19 protein-coding genes are annotated in these 20,610 nt (G+C 37.0%); 5 read left to right on the top strand and 14 right to left on the bottom strand.

Translation table 11 applies throughout. The features are described from left to right. Positions 1 to 43 precede the first annotated feature (43 nt). From ACO05S_RS08710 to ACO05S_RS08695, 4 genes are all read left to right on the top strand, one after another. On the top strand, positions 44 to 778 hold the full coding sequence (locus ACO05S_RS08710) for a glycosyltransferase (RefSeq protein WP_421921122.1): 735 nt from the start codon (positions 44 to 46) through the stop codon (positions 776 to 778). Further along, a complete protein-coding gene (locus tag ACO05S_RS08705; protein WP_421921121.1) occupies positions 778 to 1,428 on the top strand; it encodes a lipid-A-disaccharide synthase N-terminal domain-containing protein in 651 nt (216 codons plus the stop codon). Before ACO05S_RS08710 ends, ACO05S_RS08705 begins: the two co-directional genes overlap by 1 nt. Next, entirely contained in the window at positions 1,425 to 3,134 is a 1,710-nt protein-coding gene (locus ACO05S_RS08700) for an ArnT family glycosyltransferase (RefSeq protein ID WP_421921120.1), read from the top strand. Before ACO05S_RS08705 ends, ACO05S_RS08700 begins: the two co-directional genes overlap by 4 nt. 140 nt (positions 3,135 to 3,274) lie before the next feature. Next, positions 3,275 to 4,276: a GDP-mannose 4,6-dehydratase gene (locus ACO05S_RS08695; RefSeq protein ID WP_421921119.1), complete on the top strand. Its 1,002-nt coding sequence runs from the start codon at positions 3,275 to 3,277 to the stop codon at positions 4,274 to 4,276. A gap of 56 nt (positions 4,277 to 4,332) precedes the next feature. Here the strand turns inward: ACO05S_RS08695 and ACO05S_RS08690 are convergent, their stop codons facing one another. The 7 genes from ACO05S_RS08690 to ACO05S_RS08660 all read right to left on the bottom strand — a co-directional run bounded on the left by ACO05S_RS08690 (position 4,333) and on the right by ACO05S_RS08660 (position 12,961). Then, a complete protein-coding gene (locus tag ACO05S_RS08690) occupies positions 4,333 to 4,995 on the bottom strand; it encodes a glutathione peroxidase (protein ID WP_421921118.1) in 663 nt (220 codons plus the stop codon). Between the two features lie 164 nt (positions 4,996 to 5,159). Next, positions 5,160 to 6,197 carry a glycosyltransferase family 9 protein gene (locus ACO05S_RS08685; protein ID WP_421921117.1) on the bottom strand — a complete coding sequence of 346 codons (1,038 nt, stop codon included), beginning with the start codon at positions 6,195 to 6,197 and terminating at the stop codon, positions 5,160 to 5,162. 240 nt (positions 6,198 to 6,437) lie between these two features. Further along, positions 6,438 to 6,677 carry an ATP synthase F1 subunit epsilon gene (gene atpC, locus ACO05S_RS08680; protein ID WP_421921116.1) on the bottom strand — a complete coding sequence of 80 codons (240 nt, stop codon included), beginning with the start codon at positions 6,675 to 6,677 and terminating at the stop codon, positions 6,438 to 6,440. 94 nt (positions 6,678 to 6,771) lie between these two features. After that, on the bottom strand, positions 6,772 to 8,283 hold the full coding sequence (gene atpD, locus ACO05S_RS08675) for a F0F1 ATP synthase subunit beta (protein ID WP_421921115.1): 1,512 nt from the start codon (positions 8,281 to 8,283) through the stop codon (positions 6,772 to 6,774). A gap of 94 nt (positions 8,284 to 8,377) precedes the next feature. After that, complete coding sequence (locus tag ACO05S_RS08670) at positions 8,378 to 9,352, bottom strand: polyprenyl synthetase family protein (protein WP_421921114.1); 975 nt, start codon at positions 9,350 to 9,352, stop codon at positions 8,378 to 8,380. A gap of 191 nt (positions 9,353 to 9,543) precedes the next feature. Beyond that, entirely contained in the window at positions 9,544 to 11,967 is a 2,424-nt protein-coding gene (locus ACO05S_RS08665) for an efflux RND transporter permease subunit (protein ID WP_421921113.1), read from the bottom strand. Positions 11,968 to 12,235: 268 nt separating this feature from the next. Next, the gene (locus ACO05S_RS08660) at positions 12,236 to 12,961 is read right to left on the bottom strand and encodes a response regulator transcription factor (protein ID WP_421921112.1); all 726 of its coding nucleotides are present in this window, start codon (positions 12,959 to 12,961) and stop codon (positions 12,236 to 12,238) included. A 156-nt stretch (positions 12,962 to 13,117) separates the two neighbouring features. On the opposite strand from ACO05S_RS08660, the gene ACO05S_RS08655 reads away from it, so the two are divergent. Next, positions 13,118 to 13,816 carry a DNA-binding domain-containing protein gene (locus ACO05S_RS08655; protein ID WP_421921111.1) on the top strand — a complete coding sequence of 233 codons (699 nt, stop codon included), beginning with the start codon at positions 13,118 to 13,120 and terminating at the stop codon, positions 13,814 to 13,816. 551 nt (positions 13,817 to 14,367) lie between these two features. Here the strand turns inward: ACO05S_RS08655 and ACO05S_RS08650 are convergent. From ACO05S_RS08650 to atpE, 7 genes are all read right to left on the bottom strand, one after another. Continuing rightward, complete coding sequence (locus ACO05S_RS08650; protein WP_421921110.1) at positions 14,368 to 15,033, bottom strand: DUF4276 family protein; 666 nt, start codon at positions 15,031 to 15,033, stop codon at positions 14,368 to 14,370. A 3-nt stretch (positions 15,034 to 15,036) separates the two neighbouring features. Continuing rightward, on the bottom strand, positions 15,037 to 16,128 hold the full coding sequence (locus ACO05S_RS08645; protein ID WP_421921109.1) for an AAA family ATPase: 1,092 nt from the start codon (positions 16,126 to 16,128) through the stop codon (positions 15,037 to 15,039). A gap of 179 nt (positions 16,129 to 16,307) precedes the next feature. Next, positions 16,308 to 17,177: an ATP synthase F1 subunit gamma gene (gene atpG, locus ACO05S_RS08640; RefSeq protein ID WP_421921108.1), complete on the bottom strand. Its 870-nt coding sequence runs from the start codon at positions 17,175 to 17,177 to the stop codon at positions 16,308 to 16,310. 118 nt (positions 17,178 to 17,295) lie between these two features. Continuing rightward, a complete protein-coding gene (gene atpA, locus ACO05S_RS08635; RefSeq protein ID WP_421921107.1) occupies positions 17,296 to 18,897 on the bottom strand; it encodes a F0F1 ATP synthase subunit alpha in 1,602 nt (533 codons plus the stop codon). 142 nt (positions 18,898 to 19,039) lie between these two features. Continuing rightward, the gene (gene atpH, locus ACO05S_RS08630) at positions 19,040 to 19,588 is read right to left on the bottom strand and encodes an ATP synthase F1 subunit delta (RefSeq protein ID WP_421921106.1); all 549 of its coding nucleotides are present in this window, start codon (positions 19,586 to 19,588) and stop codon (positions 19,040 to 19,042) included. A 123-nt stretch (positions 19,589 to 19,711) separates the two neighbouring features. Beyond that, positions 19,712 to 20,206 (bottom strand): F0F1 ATP synthase subunit B, encoded by a 495-nt coding sequence (locus ACO05S_RS08625; RefSeq protein ID WP_421921105.1) that lies wholly within the window; start codon positions 20,204 to 20,206, stop codon positions 19,712 to 19,714. A gap of 99 nt (positions 20,207 to 20,305) precedes the next feature. Further along, positions 20,306 to 20,563, bottom strand: coding sequence for an ATP synthase F0 subunit C (gene atpE / locus ACO05S_RS08620; protein WP_262493474.1), 258 nt, complete (start codon positions 20,561 to 20,563; stop codon positions 20,306 to 20,308). Between the last annotated feature and the right edge of the window lie 47 nt (positions 20,564 to 20,610).

The raw sequence follows: 20,610 nt of genomic DNA, 5'->3' as shown, positions 1-20,610 counted from the left end.
TTCCTTTATTCCATAATATTTAAACGGAAACCAAACAGCAGATATGAATCACAGCATTTTCCAAGCTAAGTTTGAACTTACTATTGTAGTTCCTGTTTTTAACGAAGAGGATAATCTTGAAAGAGTTAAGGATGAATTTACATCCTATTTTTCCACTTCTCCGCACCCATCGCAGGTGTTATTTGTAAATGATGGATCTACTGATAACAGTCAACTATTTATTGAAGCCATTTGTAAGAGTTCTGATCGGTTTCATTACCTGCAACTGAGCAAAAATCTAGGTTTAAGTGCAGCTCTTAAAGCGGGCATCGATCATGCAAACACCGAATTTATAGGTTATATTGATTCCGATTTACAGACTTCTCCTTTCGATTTTGACTTACTCATGAAATATCGTCATGATTATGCTTTGGTAACAGGATATCGACAAAACAGAAAAGACAGTTTTGTAAAAAACATGAGTTCGACCATAGCCAATGGCTTTCGCCGATTTATGACAAAAGACAAAGCCATAGATACCGGATGTCCTTTAAAGATATTGCAAGCAAAATATGCCAAAAAGATTCCTTTTTTTAAAGGTATGCATCGATTTATTCCTGCTTTAATCATGTTGCAGAAGGGTAAAATTAAACAAATTCCCGTTCGTCACTTCCCAAGAGTTGCTGGCGAAGCCAAATACCACTTTTTTAATCGTTTGGTTGGTCCGTTTAAAGATTGTTTTGCTTACCGCTGGATGAAAAAACGCTACATCAATTACGAAATCGTAAATCAGGCTTAATGGAAAACTTATCTGTTTATTCAATTGGTTTTTTAGCTCAGGCACTTTTCTCTGCGCGTTTAATTGTTCAATGGATAAAATCAGAAAAAGCCGGCAATTCCATTTCGCCAAGTATTTTTTGGCAATTAAGTATTCTGGCTTCCTGGTTATTATTCATATATGGTTTATTGCGAGATGACTTTGCCATCATTCTTGGACAAATTATTGCTTACAGCATTTATATCCGCAATTTACAATTACAAAACCGATGGAAAAAGCTTCCCTTAGTTACTAGGGTTATCGCATTAGCAACACCACTTATTGCCTTTGCAAGTATTCTTAATCATTGGGATATACATTATCAACAATTATTTAAAAATGACGATATCCCCTTATGGCTTTTAATTTGGGGAATTGCCGGACAAATCACTTTTACTTTCCGATTCATATACCAATGGATTTACTCCGAGCGTAAAGGGGAATCTATTCTTCCCATGGGATTTTGGATCATTAGTATTACAGGCTCGTGCATGATTTTGTCTTATGCCATTTATCGTGCCGATCCGGTATTGTTTATCGGACAAGGATTTGGAATCATTGTTTATGCCCGAAACATCATACTCATCAGAAAAAATAAACTTCAATTGAACTCTGCAAATCAACAAAAATGACTCTTGATTCAATACTGGATAACAATCGATACACTCATGTTATAATTCTGATTATTGCATGTTACATCTCCTTTTTTCTTTTCAACAGCGAGTTTTTTGTAAATATCATGGAGGCAAGAAACTTTGTTACCGCCCGCGAAATGATTGAAAAAAACAATTGGCTGCTACCGACCATGAACGGAGAATTGCGATTGGCTAAACCTCCGCTACCAACCTGGATTACCGCAATATTCGGCAGTATGTTCGGTATGGAAAACTTAAGCATGCTTCGTTTTCCTGCTGGAATAATGGGTTCCTTAATGGTTCTTTTCATGTATCAATTTACCCTTAGTTTAAATGGAAACAGAACAAAAGCGCTAAGCAACAGCCTTATATTGCTTACAAGCTTTTATGTGCTATTTATGAGCAGAACAGGAACCTGGGATATTTATTGTCACTCTTTCATGTTAGGTGCCATCTGGCTAATCCACAATTCCTTTAAAAATAGTAATGGTTTATGGCTTAAGTTCTCTTTTGCAGGCGTTTTCTTAGGTTTATCCTTTCTAAGTAAAGGGCCAGTCGCATTTTTTGCTCTACTTCTGCCCTTTTTCATTGCTTATTTCACAATATACAAGCCTAAGAACCTAAGGCGATATTGGAAGCCAATTGCACTTTGTCTATTTATTTTTGTAGTCATCAGTTTTTGGTGGCCGGTTTATATTACACTTACACATGCTCAGGAAGCAGCGACAGTATCCAAACTCGAATCAGGATCGTGGATGAATCGTCATGTTCGTCCGTTCTATTACTATTGGAATTTTCCTATTCAATCGGGAATCTGGACGTTTTTTATAATCACCAGCTTGTTTGTTCCCTATGCTCTTAAAAATTTTAAAGCAAAAAAGGAATACAAGTTTGCACTGATTTGGACTTTATCTTCGATCATTCTTCTATCCATTATCCCCGAGAAAAAAGACCGATACCTTTTACCAGTCTTAATTCCTTCCGCTTTATTGACAGGACAGTTGCTTCATCATTTTTACATTGTTTTTAAGAATGATTGTTCCAATAAAATGGATCGTTTGCTGTTTGGCATCAACATTTGGATCATTGCCATTCTTGCTTTTTCAATTCCGATTGCTGCATTTTTTATGTTTCAACATGAGAAATTAATGTCATTTCACTCTTTTGCTCTATTCTCCATTTTCTCAGAACTCATTGCTGTGAGTCTAATCATCTGTTGGATCAATCGAAATATTAGGGGTATGATCATAAGCACAACTGCCTTACTATTAATTGTTGTTATTTTCATTATTCCGCATACAGGAGGCATTTTAAATCGAAATCCGGAATTCAAGAGTATAGCTGAAGTTAGAAATATAACAGATATACAGCATTGCAACTACTACAGCATTGGAGAGCACCAGTTTAGAATTGAACTCGTTTACGAAATTGGAAAAGAAGTAAAAGAATGGAATACTAAAGAACAGATTAATTTGCCTGAAAAAAAGCCCTTTGTAGTAATCTCAACCGAAAATCCAGAGGATGTATTCTTACCTGAGCAAATAAAGAAGATGCAGATCTCAATAATTGATCAGTACGACAATAATAAACAACGAGCAGGTAAGAGAAGAAACAAGACGCATTTTAAAAAATATGTCAGTTTGATTACGCCTCTTAACGATTCCGAAACAAGTCGAAAGAAACTTACCATATTATCAAATTAGTATTAAGAAATCATTTCCAATTGATTGTAAAAATGAAACTTTTATTAATTCAATACCAGAGTATTAAACTCTCATTGGTTTAATGATTTGAGATTGTCAATTTTGACAAATCATTTTTGAACGTATAAGACGAAAAGGCTATGAAAATTGCACAGAGAAGAGATAATGAGAAAACAATCCTGGTAACAGGTTGTGCTGGTTTTATTGGCTCACATTTAACTGAGAAACTGTTAAATGAAGGTTATAAGGTGATAGGTGTGGATAATTTTGATCCATTTTATTCTCTTGACATCAAAATGGACAATATGGAAGGCTTTATTCGCAATCGTGATTTCGATTTTTACGAAATCGATTTGCGTGAAAGTGAAAGTTTGAACTGTATTGATGAGGAGATTGATTTAATTGTGCACCTGGCAGGAAAAGCAGGAGTAAGACCATCTATCGAGAATCCGCAAAGTTATATTGATAGCAATATCACGGCAACGCGAAATGTATTGGATTTCATGAATGAAAAAGGAATCCGGAAACTTGCCTTTGCCTCATCATCATCGGTTTATGGAAACAACAAAGTGGTTCCTTTTACCGAAGATCAGAATGTTGACAAGGTAATTTCTCCCTACGCTTTCTCAAAAAAAGCATGCGAGATCTTAAACCACTCTTATCATCATTTGTATCATCTGGATATCATTAACATGAGGTTCTTCACAGTGTTTGGTCCTCGTCAGCGACCCGATTTGGCCATTCATAAATTCCTAAAGTTAATGACAAAGGAAGAAGCCATTCCGGTGTTTGGCGATGGCAGTACCGCCCGCGATTATACCTATGTAGAAGATACTGTTGATGGAATTTTGAAAACTTGCGAATACCTGTTTGCAAATGACAAAGTATTCGAAACCATTAACCTGGGCAACAGCTACCCTGTTCGCTTAAGTGAAATGATTGAATGCATTGCCGAGACTTCAGGCATTAAACCCATAATCAATCGTATGCCCATGCAAGCCGGCGATGTAGACCAAACCTATGCTGACATTACCAAAGCACAAAATCTAATTGGATACGATCCAAAGGTATCATTCAAAGAAGGAATGAGCTTTTTCGTAGATTGGTTTAAAAGAATTCACATTAGAGAAATTGTAGCATAATACAGACCTGAAGAATTAAATCAATAAAGAAGAGCTCCCTTGGGAGCTCTCTTCATTTATAACAGTTTCTTCACATCATCTTCCATACTTTCAGGAGCAATGTTTGGTTCAATTCTCTGAACCACTTTTCCTTCTCTGTCGATTAAGAACTTTGTGAAGTTCCATTTTACACCATCCCCTTCGTAAATTTCGGGGAATCTTTGGCTGATAAAGCCTTTGAACTTTTGGCCTGATGGTGAACCATCAAATCCTTTAAAAGACTTTTCTGATGTCAACATCTTATACAATGGATGAGCATTCTCGCCACGAACTTCAATCTTTTCGAACATCGGGAAACTTACCCCATAATTCTTTTGGCAAAAATCTCCAATTTCCTTAGCTGTTCCGGGTTCCTGCCCCAAAAACTGATTACAAGGAAAACCCAAAATTACTAAACCTTGATCCTTGTACTTCTTGTACATGGCTTCTAAACCCTTGTATTGAGGCGTTAAACCGCATTTACTTGCAGTATTCACCACCAAAACAACCTTCCCCTTGTATTTCTCCAGATTAACCTCTTCGCCTTGCAGAGATTTCATTTTGTAGCTGTAAAAGCTTTTGCTGTCACACTTTTGTTTAGAACACTCTTTTTTGCATTCTTTTTTCTCTTTGCTTTGTGCAATGGTTTGGCTGGTATAAACTCCTACTAAAACCATTAGTAGCAATGCTAAGTTTTTCATCCTGTTTAGATATTAGATTATAGATGTGAGATATTAGATCAGAGAAATTTGTTTGGTTTATTATTCCAATTGATAATCAAATTTCGCTGCTCTTATCTCATGACTAGTCTAAGGTATCATAAAAAATAAGAAGTAGAAAGAATTAAAATACCCTAAAGTCCGATTTAAGAATTCATTAACATTTTCACCTCATCGGCCACTCGCTTCGGATGAATGTCCACCATGCATTGTTGGTAGATTTTCATCTTGCATTTGCCCGATCCGTCCTTGGTGCAAGGGCGACATTTCATATCAACTTCCAAGGTTTTTACATGCTCTCCGCTTGTAAATCCAAATGCAGTTGGCCCCATTAACGAAAGTGCTGGTATATTAAATTTATCAGCAGCATGCAGAAAACCCGTATCTCCTGATATCACCAAATTCGACTTTTGAACCAAATAACAAGATTCCAAGAGATTGGTTTTGCCACTCAAATTAAGCACTCGCTCCGGGGCAACTTCTTCTATTTCTTTGCAGAATACATCATCCGGCCCTGCCAGAATCATAAAATGGTACTCCGGAAGAAGTTCTACTAATTTTTGCCAATGCGAAACAGGCCATCTTTTCATTTGCCATGCCGCCGACGGAACCAAGCTAACAAGCTTTCGCTGATCGCCTTTCAGCTTTCCAAAAACCTGTTGATCCATTCTTTGCTTCAAGTCCGAAGGAAAATACCAATTCTCATTTACCTTAGAATAATCATCAATTCCCCATTTTATAAGAGGCTTGCGGAAGGATAACATTCCTTTAAATGGCATTGGAAAGCAATCAATTCTGAATTTGAACAGCAAAATTCTTTTGATTCGATCTTTGCTCCGCATGGTAAATTTTGGCCCAATTCCAAACCATCGCTTCCAACGTGGCACCAAAACTGTTTTTAGAATGATAGAGCGAATGTTTGAGTGCGCATCATACACGTAGTCGAACTTTTCCTGTTTAAGCTGCCTTGCTTGCTCCAGAAGGCCTTTAAAACCCTTTTGACGATCAAATCCCCAAACCTTATGTATTCGTTGATCCATGGCCAGGAAGGAGGACATGTCCTTTCTTGCGATCCAATGAATTTCAGCATCAGGATAATGGTTTAGTATTCCGTCCAAAACGGTCATACACTGAATAATATCACCAATCGAACTGAATCGAATGATTAGAAATTTTTTAGGCATGTTTTTCAGAGTATCAAGATTTTAGTATCGAGTATCAAGATGCTTTACAGCTTTGACAATTGCTCTAATGAGAAGCAAAAGTAACAAATTTTTAGTGAACAGCTTGGGATTCCGACTTAAGTTCGGATTCACAATAGCTCTAGAAAAAACAAAAGAGACTTTGAAATATCTTCAAAGTCTCTTTTTAATATCTAGAATCAGTGCCAGCTACTATAAATGCTAGCACCAACTACTTTTTATTTAACTATCAGCCAATACTGAAATTACATTTTTCTTGCATTCTATAACTCCTCCACCAATCTCAAAATAGATGTCATCTCCTTCTAAAGGTCTCAACTTAATGGTTCCTTTTTCAAGGGTAGAAACAATAGGAGCGTGATTATTCAGTATCTCGAAAGATCCATCTTTACCAGGTAATTGAACTAAAACTACTTCTCCTGAATACAGATTTTTTTCCGGTGTCACTATTTCTAAATGCATATTTATCAATTATCAGTTAACAATGATCAGTTATCAGTAAAAAGCTACAAATAAAGTGTACTTATAGCTTTTAGCTCTTAAGCTTTATACTTGATTATGCTTCTGCTTCAGCAAGTAATTTCTCACCTTTTTCGATGGCTTCTTCAATGGTTCCTACAAGGTTGAATGCTGCCTCAGGATATTGATCCACTTCACCATCCATAATCATGTTGAAACCTTTAATTGTGTCTTCGATTGATACCAAACATCCTTTTAATCCTGTAAACTGCTCAGCAACGTGGAAAGGCTGCGATAAGAATCTCTGAACACGACGAGCACGGTGCACAACCAGCTTGTCTTCTTCCGAAAGTTCTTCCATACCCAAAATGGCAATGATATCCTGAAGCTCTTTGTAACGCTGAAGAATCTCTTTTACTTTTTGAGCACAAGTATAATGTGCTTCACCTACTACATCCGGAGTTAGGATACGAGATGTAGAATCCAATGGATCTACCGCAGGATAAATACCCAACTCTGAAATTTTACGATTCAATACCGTTGTTGCATCCAAGTGGGCAAAGGTTGTTGCCGGTGCAGGGTCGGTCAAGTCATCCGCAGGTACATAAACTGCCTGTACCGATGTAATGGATCCTCGCTTGGTAGAAGTAATACGCTCCTGCATGATACCCATTTCGGTTGAAAGTGTTGGTTGGTAACCTACTGCTGATGGCATACGACCCAATAGTGCTGATACCTCAGAACCTGCCTGAGTAAAACGGAAAATATTATCAACGAAGAATAGAATATCGCGACCACCTGATTTCTCATCACCATCACGTAAACTTTCTGCAACTGTTAGTCCTGACAATGCCACACGAGCACGTGCTCCAGGAGGCTCGTTCATCTGACCGAAAACCAGTGATACCTGTGATTTATCTAAAGCATCTTTATCTACTTTTGATAGATCCCATCCACCTTTCTCCATGTCTTCTTCGAACTCATCTCCATAACGGATTACTTTCGATTCAATCATCTCACGAAGCAAATCGTTACCCTCGCGAGTACGCTCACCTACTCCTGCAAAAACAGACAAACCATCTTGTCCGATTGCAATATTATTAATCAACTCTTGAATCAATACAGTTTTACCTACACCAGCTCCACCAAACAAACCAATTTTACCACCTTTTGCATATGGCTCAATCAAGTCGATTACTTTAATACCTGTATAGAAAACTTCGGATTCGGTACTTAATTCTTCAAAAGCAGGAGGAGTTCTGTGAATAGGGTATCCACCTTCCTTGTCTACCTTATCAATACCGTCGATGGTTTCACCAACAACATTCAAAAGTCTACCTTTGATTTTATCACCGGCAGGCATAATTATCGGAGAACCTGTTGCAATTACATCCATTCCACGGCGTAACCCGTCAGTAGAATCCATTGCAATTGCGCGCACAGTATTTTCACCAATGTGCTGTTGACACTCAACTATCAAATTTTTACCGTTTTCCATCACGACCTCAAGAGAATCGTAAATCTCAGGAAGCTTAGCGCCTTCCTTCTCAAAACTTACATCGATTACAGGTCCGATTACCTGTACAATTTTGCCTGTATTGTGTGACATTTACTATTTATTTTTGGATCATTAATATCGCGTGATGACAAATTTAGAATTTTTTACCAATAAAGGAGAATGTTATCTTAACAATTTAACACTCTTAAACGGAACGATTTACTAATTTCTTCACCATAGAGTACAATTCCGACTTCTTTTCGGCAGGAACATTTACTTTATCCAAGTACTCCAAGCAAAGGCTAAAATACTCATCAATCTTAGATTGTGATTTATCTTTCACATTAAGTTTTTCGTAAATTGACCTTACTGCTTTAATTTTTTCTTCCGGATTAAAATCTTTTGCAGTAATCCATGTTTCCAATTCTTTTTTATCATCAGCTTTTGCCAGCTCAAATGCTTTAATCAACAAATAAGTCTTTTTATTGCAAAGAATATCCCCACCAATCTTTTTACCAAATACTCCTTCATCACCAAAAACATCCAGGTAATCATCTTGTAATTGGAAAGCCATTCCCAGATTTACTCCAAAATGGTACAACAGTTCTGCGTCTTTTAAATCAGCATCGCCCATGATAGCACCCATCTTTAAGCTTCCTCCCAAAAGAACGGCCGTTTTTAAGCGAATCATTTCCAGATATTCATCGATCTGCACATCAATTCTGTCCTCGAATTCCATATCGAACTGCTGTCCTTCGCATACCTCAAGTGCTGTTTGATTAAACACTGTTAGAACATCTCGTAAATGTTTGTCTTCGCAGCTAACAATGTACTGATAAGCTTTAATCGACATCGCATCACCCGAAAGAATGGCCACATTGCTGTTCCATTTTTCGTGAACAGTAGCTTTGCTTCTTCGAATTGGAGCATGATCCATTACATCGTCGTGCAATAGGGTAAAATTGTGAAATACTTCGATACCAATTGCGGGCAAGCAAACTTTCTTTAAATCTTCTTTAAATAGATTGGCACTTAGCAGTACTAAAATCGGGCGAAGGCGCTTACCTCCTATCCCAAGGATATACTTCATGGGTTCGAACAAACCTTCGGGTGGAGTAGAAAACTCCAGTCCATCAATTTCATTCTGAACGATTTCCTGAAGTTCTTTAAAACTATACATGTTCTTATTAGATTACGATTCCGATAGCAATCGGGATGAGACATTGCCCGAAAGTTTTCGGGATAAAATTGATTGCTTAGACCTCAAGCAAAACCACAACAATTCGAAACTCGGCATGATACCTGAGCATGCTAATAGCTTTAGTCCAGCAAGTAAAAGCTTTTTAAAACAGCTCACTAAAATATAAAAAATTAGTTAGCAGCAGATTGTTTTTCGGCTTCTTTGTTCTCAATAATTGCAATTCGTAAATTATCCAGTTCAATATCCTCCTCTTCATCGTAAATATGAAGCAGTGGTTCCTTAAATGAACGGTTTGTAATAGCCTTTTCAAGCGTTAGCAATAAGGATGGCAATAGTACCAAATTTGAAAGCATGGCCGATAGCAAAGTAATGGAAACCAAAACCCCAAGCGATACAGTACCCCCAAATTCAGACAAAGCAAAAATACTGAATCCAAAAAATAGGATTATAGATGTGTACATCATGCTCTGCCCCGTTTCACGTAATGCCAAAACCACCGATGACCGGATGCTCCAATTGGTTGCTTTTAGTTCCTGACGATATTTTGCCAAATAATGAATGGTATCATCTACCGAGATTCCAAAGGCAATGCTAAACACCAATATGGTAGATGCTTTGATGGGAATCCCAAAATAGCCCATTAAGGCGGCAGTAACAATTAATGGCAATAGGTTTGGAATTAAAGCAACCATAACCATTCTTTTCGATGAGAACATCCAGGCCATAAAAGAAGCAATTAAGAATATTGCCAAGGCCAAACTCAAAAACAGGTTTCGAATCAGGTATTGGGTTCCTTTAAAGAATACTATACTTGATCCGGTTACATGCACATTGTACTTGTCTTTTGGAAAAATTTCATTTACATGTTGCAGTATGGTTTGTTCCATTTCTGCCATCCTGGTTGTTCCAATATCTTTCATTCTAAAACTCATTCTTGTTACCGATTGAGTAGAATCTACGAAAGTTTCCAAAACTTTAGAATCAGCGCCTGTTTCGGCCTTTGCCAAATAGGACAGGATGATGTCTTTGGTTTGATTGCTTGGTAGTTTGTAATACTTCTCCTTGCCATTAAAATAGGCCTGATTTGCAAACTTGGCAGCCTCAACAATTGAAACCGAACCTGATATTTCGGGATAGGCCTTTAAGGAGTCATTCAGTTTGTTGAGCCGTTTTAAAGTAGACGATTTTAGAATCCCTGATTTTTTCGTGGTTTCAACCATTACCTCCAATGGCATAATCCCATCCATATTCTTTTCGAAAAATTTAAGATCCTGATAAATTTCATTATCGTGTGGCAAATCATCAACCATGTAACCGGTACTCTTCATTTTGCTGATCCCAAATCCTCCTAAAACCAACAAGGAAATCGCAACAGCATAAACCATATTTCTATGGTTTAAAACAATTTTTTCCAATCTGCCCACAAACCACACTGTAAGTTTATTATCCAGGTGCTTGGTGGCCTTATGATCAGGTGGTGCCAAAAAACTAAAAATAATAGGAATCAATAATAGCGATAGCATAAACACTACCATGATATTTAATGCCGCAATTACTCCAAACTCCTTTAAAATCTGACTTGAAGTCACAATAAAGGTTGCAAAACCCGATGCCGTAGTAAGATTGGTTAAGAAAGTTGCATTCCCAATTTTAGCTACCACTCGTTGCAAAGCCTTTATTTTATTATTGTGGCGAATGTATTCTCCGTGATATTTATTAATCAGGAAGACCGAGTTCGGTATCCCAATTACCACCAGAAGAGGTGGCAGCATTGCAGTAAGTAAAGTGATTTTGTAATCGAACAGCACCATTGATCCTACTGCCCAAATCACACTTAAACCCACCACCAGCATACAAAAAAATACCACTTTAAACGAACGGAAGAACATGAACAAAATAATGGCCGTAACCAATAGCGATAAGTAAATAAACATGTTCATCTCCCCTTTAATCATCTGTGCAGTAACTACACGAATGTAAGGCAGACCCGAATATTTCATATTCAGTCCGTATTTCTCGGTAAAATTATCGGTTATTTCACGAACCTTTGCAACCATTGGTTCACGCGCTTTGGAGTTAATGATTTTGGCATTAACCGTAATCCCCATAAGATAAGTGTTGCTTTCTTTGTTGATAAAGCTGCCGTGATAAAATGGCAAGGCTTCGGCAATGGCTGCCAAGCTATCCAGTTCGTGCTGTGTTTTAACTTTGTGTGGAAAAATAGGATCAAATTCGAAACGCTTTTTTTCCTTGTTCTTGTTTATGTTCCAGGTATGAGCAATGGATACCACTGCATCAATTCCATCCAATGAACCAAGACTATCTCCCAGTGCTATCCAATCATTAAATTTTTCCAACTCATAAAAATCAGGATCTTGCACGGCAAAGAACATCATGTTCCCTTCCTGTCCAAAAGTATTTCTAAACTTCTGATATTCGATTGATGCAGGATCATCATCAGGCAGTAAGGCTGCATAGGTATAGGACATTTCAACAAACTGCGCTTTATAAGCCATAAACGATGTTACAAGCCCAATAACCACTAAAAGTAAAATTCTATTCCTTAGAATTATTCCTGCTATCCTATTCCACATACGATTCTATATTATTTCCCAATTTCTTTTAGAGTTCGGCGAAAATACGACTTAAAATCTTCATTTCAAAAGATGCGAATAAAGCTTGTACATGTTCTAAATAATCAATTTACATTGATAAGAATTGGGCCTAAAACATAATGATGCCAAAATACGGAAAAAGTATGAAATCATCTGAGTTTTAACAAATTAATTGCTTGCAGAATATGGTTAAAATCCTATTGCTATGTGATCTGTAAGCTAGGCGAGTACATCCTGTTTTTATAGGCTACTTAATGATTCTTGCCCTTACTGCTTTATGAATGGCTTCGAATGTATTGCTTGCATGTAGTTTTCTTAGGATATTCTTTCGATGATTGTTTACGGTGTTCTCACTGATAAACAATCTGTCTGCAATCTGTTTGCTGGCATATCCATCCGAAATTAGCTTAAGCACTTCCCTCTCCCTTTTCGAGATCAAACCACTTTCTGTATCACCATAAATGGTATAAACAATTTCGTTCGTTTCTACATGCTGAAGAAAGGAAACAGCAGGCTTGTCCATCCCCTGATCCGGGTCATAATCTATTTTTCGCAAGCCCAACCAGATATTGCCTCGTTTGTCCATTTCCAAAATAGAGTGCTGTACAAATATGCGAACGTATTGTTTCGACTCATTGCAAACTCGAAAATTGTTTACCAAACGATACTTCTTTCTCTCGTCAATTGCTTGACTGCAAATGTATTTTATGGCTCTATCTAATGAATCGATAATTAAATGATCATCGGGATGTATCCGGATTTTTTTTGCTACTGCATCTGTCGAATCAGAGTCTAATCCCAACTTAATTTTTACTTTTTCTGATATATAAAAATATTTGCTGTGGTAATAATCAATAACCAATAAAGAACTTTGACTTATTGGGTCAAGCCTTTTAAATAATTCTTGATACTCTTCCAGTTTATGCAAGTCGATATCACTTTCTTCTATTTGATATGATTTGTTAAAAGCCACTATTCTATTTGCAAAATTCTTAGTCAGTTCGACTTATGAGATACAGCAGGTATTTTGAATTCATAAAAATAGCTAAAAACGGCTATTGCAAAACATTTTCTATGACATAATTTTGCTTCTGATTTTGTTAATACAATTATTAAAACCCAATAGAGTATGAAGTACTATTTAAAAGAAAACCAACTAACCGATGAAAACAATTATGCAGCTCGCATATTAACCGAAAAATCGCACGACCTGGATGCTATCATTCAACTGATGCTTGAGAAAAGAAACGTATTGAGCAGAACTGATATTAACGCCGTTTTGACTGCCTTTTTCCAAATCATTGAGGAATGCATACGTCGAGGCGAAAATATTAATCTGCCTATCTTTAATCTTGCTTATTCCATTACAGGTGTATTCGATGAAGATACAGATGTATTCGACCCTGAAAAACATCAAATCAATGTGAATCTTACAAATGGTACGCAGGTAAGAGATGCCATTGAGCAAGTACAATTAACCAAGGTAGACAGTGTTGAAACCGATCCTGTAATCTCCAGTTTTATCGACATTGCTACGCAAAGTAAAAACGATAAACTTACAAAGAACAGCTTATTCGAAATACACGGCAAGCGACTAAAAATAGCAGGTGAAGATGCTGGCATAGGCTTTTTCTTTGTAGCCGAAGATGGCACAGAAACAAAAGTAACACAGATTGCTGATAATGGACAAAAGAAAATCGTTGGTTTAATTCCTGATCTTGCTATTGGAAAATATAGAATAAGAATAAAAACCCAAAGTACATTTGGGGCATACACAACCAAGGGAATAAAAGAAACTACAAGTAAGTTTTCATTGACCATTAGTTAAAGAAACTGCCTACTGAGTGTTTTAGTGCATACACTTTGAGTGTCAAAGTGTATGCAGTTGTCGACTCAAAGTGTATGCAGTTGTCGACTCAAAGTGTATGCAGTTGTCGTCTCAAAGTGCATGCAGTTGTCGTCTCAAAGTACTGGCAGCTATGAAAAGAAAGTTATTCCTCACTTTAATTGAAGTGGGGATTTTTGTATTTGTATGTTTCACTGGTATATAACGTGAGTTCGACATAAAATTCTATCCACAGAAAGTTATATTTGCGATAGATTTGCATTAAAAATTTGGAAAGAATAGCGGGCTATTTTGAGGAATTTTTAATGTGAAGATGTCGTAAAGAGAACTTTCCATTATGTGTTTGCCTGCTTTCGGCATAAATTTCCTCAGATCTTCTTGAAATATCCCGATATTCCTTCGAAAATTTCTACTCAAAATCAGATCAAACTGTGAACGAATTTTACGTCGAACTCACGTTAGTATAGAAACAAACATCGCTTTTTTTAGGATGAAGTGTTAACTGTATTATAAATCTTTAAAAGAAGTTAGAATCATATTGTATCTTTATTGGTCATCTCATCAAGCTTAGCTCTTATTTCATTAATCCATTTAGCAAAACGTGGGCATTTATCAAGCATCGCCTGTATTCCTACCATTTCAAAAATCATTTCACCATCACCAGTTTTATCGTAATTAAATATTCCTTGTAAACGTTTCGATGGTGCTGTTTCTGGAGAATTGTTAATATCTTCAGGATTGGGATATTCATCCATAATCTGTTGTACCTTTTCCAATTGATCTTCGTCATCCATTACCAATTCAAACCCATCCATATTTGAATACATCAAAGCCTCTACCTCATGTCTTTGAATGTATGGAATTAAATTTGGGTTACTGTCAAAGTCTTCCAATATACCTTTCTCGATCTCTTCTATCCTGTTGGAATCATTTTTAAAAGAAGGAAAATCAGTAGGTAATTTAAAGAAATCAATCAGGCTTGTTACCAATACATCCCCTTGAGCAATGGTTCGTAGTATCTCATTTTTGAATTTTCCATAACTTCCTACTCCTCCTTTTTTATGCTGCTTTCTATTGGTGGTAATGGTCTGGCAATTGTATGAGATTTGATAACCCAACTCATAGATGTATGGCATTATGACTTTTTCAACCAAAAGTATTTCTGTATCACCTTCTACAATGAACACAATTCTATTCATACTCTAAATGTTATTGTATGGTTGAGCTCCAAATAAATTCTTTCCCCAAATATCACCTAAAGTGTATTCTTCAAGCCAAGAAGATAGTTCATCTGAATTAAGTCTTCTAAATGTAGAACTGTTGTCTTTTCTATCGGTCACAATGATATTCTCTGGCTCGAAATTATCAATTAAATTGATGGACTGAGTTGACACAATAACCTGACTTTTAGAAGAGATTTTACGGATTAAGGATGCTAGTTTATTCACTGCAACAGGATGTAAACCCAATTCAGGCTCATCAATGATTATAGTTTTGGGAGGCTCTGGCTGCATGAGCAATGTGGCTAGACAAATGAAACGAAGAGTTCCGTCAGAAAGATGATAAGAATCAAAATAAGCATCTGGAAAACCCTTTTCTTTCCACTCCAACTGAATTTTTTGCTCATTTAAGCGATTTGGTTTTAGATCGAAGCGATCAAAAAATGGAGCTATTGACCTAATGGTCATCTCTATTCTTTTAAAATGTTTGAAATGTCTTTTTTTTAGATAATACAAAAATGCAGCTAAATTTGATCCATCTCTTTTCAACCTATAATTATCATCAATATTACATTTCCCCTTCATTGGAGATTGATCTCCTGTATCATGAAAGTGATAAACATCAAACTCTTGTAAATAATCATTAACGTAATATGCTTGCCCTGATCTAATATTTGCAAAATTAGATTCACGTACATTACTCTCAAAATAATTATAATGCCAATTTGTTACAGGTTTAAATGCTGTGTCAATCGATTTTAATATGAATGAGTCCTGAGCAGCCTCTATGTCTACTATAAATCTATTTTTATCGTTATTTTCCGATCCGAAACAAATATCAATACCAATGTTAGAAGTATGTTTTCTTCCAAAATGAAGAAGGCTATCAGCGCCACCTTTTATCTCAACATAGTTCTGAAAGTTACTCTGATACAAGTTTCGCAGCAGAGAAAAAAGAGAAATAAAATTACTCTTTCCTACCCCATTGCTTCCCAATAAAATATTAATGGATTCTAAACGAATATCTAGATTCTTTATGGATTTATAGCCACTAAGTTGTAGTCTGGTTATCATTCTTTTCAGTATAATTCGGTATAAATGCAAAGATATAAACTATAGGATAGCTTATGAAGTATTAAATGTATTCAAAAATCTCGATAATAAAAACGCCCCACTCTTTCGAATGAGGCGTTTGCAGCAATATAAATCTTTTAAATATGGTCGTTTTATCCCTTTTAAACCACTTTTGGGTCTTATTGGGCTAAGGCGTTTGCTCCTGATACAATTTCCAAAATTTCGTTGGTAATTGCAGCTTGACGAGCTTTGTTGTAAGTTAAATTCAAATCCTGAAGCAAATCAGATGCATTATCGGTTGCTTTGTGCATTGCGGTCATTCGCGCGCCATGCTCCGATGCAAAGGAATCTAACATTGCTTTAAAGAATTGTGTTTTTAAGGATTTAGGAATTAAATCCTGAACGATCTCTTCTTTATTTGGCTCGAAAATGTAATCCGAATGAACATGATTCTCCTCCTCTTCGTGCTGAACAGGCAGGAATTGTTCGGTGGTTAGAATCTGCACACCAGCATTTTTAAACTGGTTGTACACCAATTCTACCTTATCGTATCTGCCGTCAACAAACTCTTCCATGATCGATTCTGCCAGTGCCGAAACATTTTCAAAACTCAAATCATCGTATAAGCTGTTGTGCTCACCAATAACCTTATGAGTTTTCTTTAATATCTCGTAAGCCTGTTTTCCTATACAAAGTACATCAACATGTCCTTGTTGACTCTGACTGGCATATACCCCTTCGGTAAGGACATTAACCTGCTTCATCACATTTGAATTAAAAGCTCCACAAAGTCCTTTATTGGAAGTAATTGCAATCAATAATATCTTGTCGGCTTTTCGCTCGATGCCATACAAATTGTCATCAGGTATTAAGCTCCCGGTAAGATTCGAAAGAATCTCGTGCAATTTATCGGCATAGGGACGAATTTGTACAATGGCGTCCTGAGCTTTTTTCAGTTTTGCAGCAGAAACCATTTTCATCGCTGCAGTAACCTGTTTGGTTTTCTGAACCGACGAAATACGAGTACGAATTTCTTTTAAATTAGCCATTTGTCTTAATAGATTTTTAGATATGAGATATTAGATATGTTTTATCCAACATCAGAATTCATCTATCGTTTTTTATAATAGGCTTTAGCCGCCAACTATGAGCTAACGGCTAACAGCTTTATTTATACTTTGCAGCAACTTCTTCAGCTACCTTACGCATAACATCCTGAGCTTCCTTGGTATATTTACCTGCTCCTAGCTCATTCATCACATCTTTGTGTTTCAAGTCCATGAACTGAAGGAAATCACTCTCAAATTCTTTCACCTTCTCAACAGGAACATTTCTCAATAATCCTTGAGTACCACAGTAAAGAATCGCAACCTGTTTATCTACTGTAAATGGTGAGTATTGACCCTGCTTCAAGATTTCAACGTTCTTGGCTCCTTTATTCAATACAGCAAGTGTTGCAGCATCCATATCCGAACCAAACTTGGCAAATGCTTCCAATTCACGATACTGCGCCTGATCCAACTTCAATGTACCGGCAACCTTTTTCATCGATTTGATTTGAGCTGACCCTCCCACACGAGATACCGAGATACCTACATTAATTGCCGGACGAATACCAGCGTTAAACAAGTCTGATTCCAGGAAGATTTGCCCATCGGTAATCGAAATTACGTTGGTTGGAATGTATGCAGATACGTCACCCGCCTGAGTCTCGATAATTGGAAGTGCAGTTAATGAACCACCACCCTTAATGATTGATTCTCCATTTTCATCCTTGGCGTTCTTCAAACTCTCAGGCAGATCATTCATCTGACGAGCAATATCATCAGAATTAATCACCTTAGCAGCGCGTTCCAATAATCTTGAGTGAAGATAAAATACGTCTCCAGGATAGGCCTCACGTCCTGGTGGGCGACGAAGCAATAATGATACCTCACGGTATGATACAGCCTGTTTAGATAAATCATCGTAAATGATCAATGCCGGACGACCTGTATCACGGAAGAACTCACCAATAGATGCTCCTGCAAATGGTGCGTAAAATTGCAATGCAGCCGGATCTGATGCGGTTGCAGATACAATTGTTGTATAAGCCATAGCTCCGTTTTCTTCAAGAGTTCTGGCAATATTCGCAACGGTTGAACCTTTCTGTCCTATTGCTACATAAATACAATAAACAGGCTCACCCTTGTCGTAAAATTCTTTCTGATTGATAATGGTATCAATTGCAATTGCAGTTTTACCAGTCTGACGGTCACCAATGATTAACTCACGCTGACCACGTCCGATAGGAATCATCGCATCGATTGCTTTCAAACCTGTTTGCAGCGGCTCGTTTACTGGCTGACGATAAATTACACCCGGAGCTTTACGTTCCAATGGCATTTCGTAGGTAGTGCCTGTAATTTCACCTTTGCCGTCGATCGGTTCACCAATGGTATTGATAACACGTCCCAACATACCCTCACCAACATTGATAGAGGCAATGCGCTTGGTACGTTTTACCACGTCACCTTCTTTAATACCTTGTGTTTCACCCAAAAGTACTGCACCAATATTGTCTTCCTCTAAGTTCAATACAATACCCAATACACCATTTTGGAATTCGATCAACTCATTTGATTCAACATTCGATAATCCGTAAATGCGAGCGATACCATCACCTACTTGCAATACGGTTCCGACTTCTTCCAGTTCTGCTTCGGTTTTTAATCCTTCTAATTGCTGCTTTAGAATTTCCGAAACTTCTGCAGGTTTAATACTAGCCATATTTATTTGATTTTAGTGCCTTAAATACTTAAAATACTTATGATTGCCTAAAGTTTTAAGTACGTACAACTTAAATATTTTATTATCTGAATGCCTAAACTTACTTTTTAAACTCTAAGTACTTTAGGCAGTTTAAGTACTTTTAACTTATTCTGTTCGTTAGTAATTCTCGTTTGATTTGGTTCAATTGATTTGCCACCGAGGCATCCAACTGCTGATCTTCCACACGAATCACAAAACCTCCAATGAGATCTTCATCAATCACTTCGCTTAGTTCTATTTTGGAATCGAATGATTTTGCAAGAAGATCGGATATTTTCTGCTTGCTTGCCTCTTCAACTTTAGCGGCCGATGTAAGAGTTGCCGATAAGATGCCCATATCTTTTCTGCAAAGAGCCAAGAAGTTTCTGGAAATATCTTTGATATAGACTTCTCTTCTATTTTGAAGAACCAAATCCAGAAAATTCAATGTCATTGCTTCGATTTTACCAGAAAATATCTGCTTTACAGTCTCCCTTTTCTGAAGCGTTTTTACCACAGGACTTTCAATCATCAGCCAAAAATCAGAACTTTCCTTAACCAGATCATCAATAACTTTAATATCTGATATAAAAGTTTCGATCATATTATTCTCTTTTCCTAATTCGAAAAGAGCTTTGGCATATCGAACCGAGATTTTACTTTCGTTCATTTTTTTTTAGATTTTAGATATGAGTATCGAGCAGCAAGACCATTTACAGCTTCAATAAAAATTGTGTGCTAAAATTCTCCTTCACTCATTCACTCTCCCGATAGCTATCGGGACACTCATTCACTAATTCAATTTTACTTCGTCCATTAATTTCTTGAAGTAATCTTTTTGTTGCTGATCATCTGCAAATTGTTGACGAAGTACTTTCTCTGCAATCTCAACAGAAAGATTAGCCACTTGAGCTTTAATTTCATTTAAAGCTGCCGCTTTCTCACTTTCAATGTTAGCTCTCGCTGATTCAACCAGCTTGTCGGCTTCCACAGTTGCTTTTTGCTTTGCTTCATTCACAATCTTAGAACTCATTTCTTTTGCCTCTTTAAGCATTCCTTCACGCTCTTTTCTGGCCTCTTGAAGTATTCTTTCGTTGTCGGCTTGCAATTCAGCCATTTCTTCTTTGGCACGATCAGCAGAACGCAATGCATCTTCAATCGAATCTTCACGTTCTTTTAAGGCATTCAATATCGGTTTCCAGGCAAACTTTTTAAGGATAAAAAGTACAATGGCAAAAGCCAAAAACATCCATATAAAAGTTCCTAATTCAGGTGTTACCAAGCCCATACTATTCTATTTTTTTCACCTAACGGTGGATTTTAATAATCAATTGTAACCACAATTTGCCTCAGGCAATCCCATCTTGGCAAATTGTGGGTAATGCTATTACAATACGATAGCCAACAAACAGATGATGATAGCAAAGAAAGCAGCACCTTCAATAAGTGCAGCAGCTACAATCATGTTTGAACGAATATCTCCAGATGCTTCTGGCTGGCGAGCAATACTCTCAAGAGCAGATCCACCAATTTTACCAATACCGATACCAGCACCAATAGCAGCCAAACCAGCTCCGAATGCAGCACCCATTTTAGCAACTGCCATACTAGCTGCAGCCTGAAGAAGAATTGATAATGTAATCATAGTGTTTTTATATTAATGATTAAAAAACTATAAATAGCTCCTTGTAA

Source organism: Marinifilum sp., from assembly GCF_965230805.1.
Lineage (GTDB): Bacteria > Bacteroidota > Bacteroidia > Bacteroidales > Marinifilaceae > Marinifilum.
Note: the sequence above shows the minus strand (reverse complement) of the source record. Positions and strands in the feature narration are given on the sequence as shown.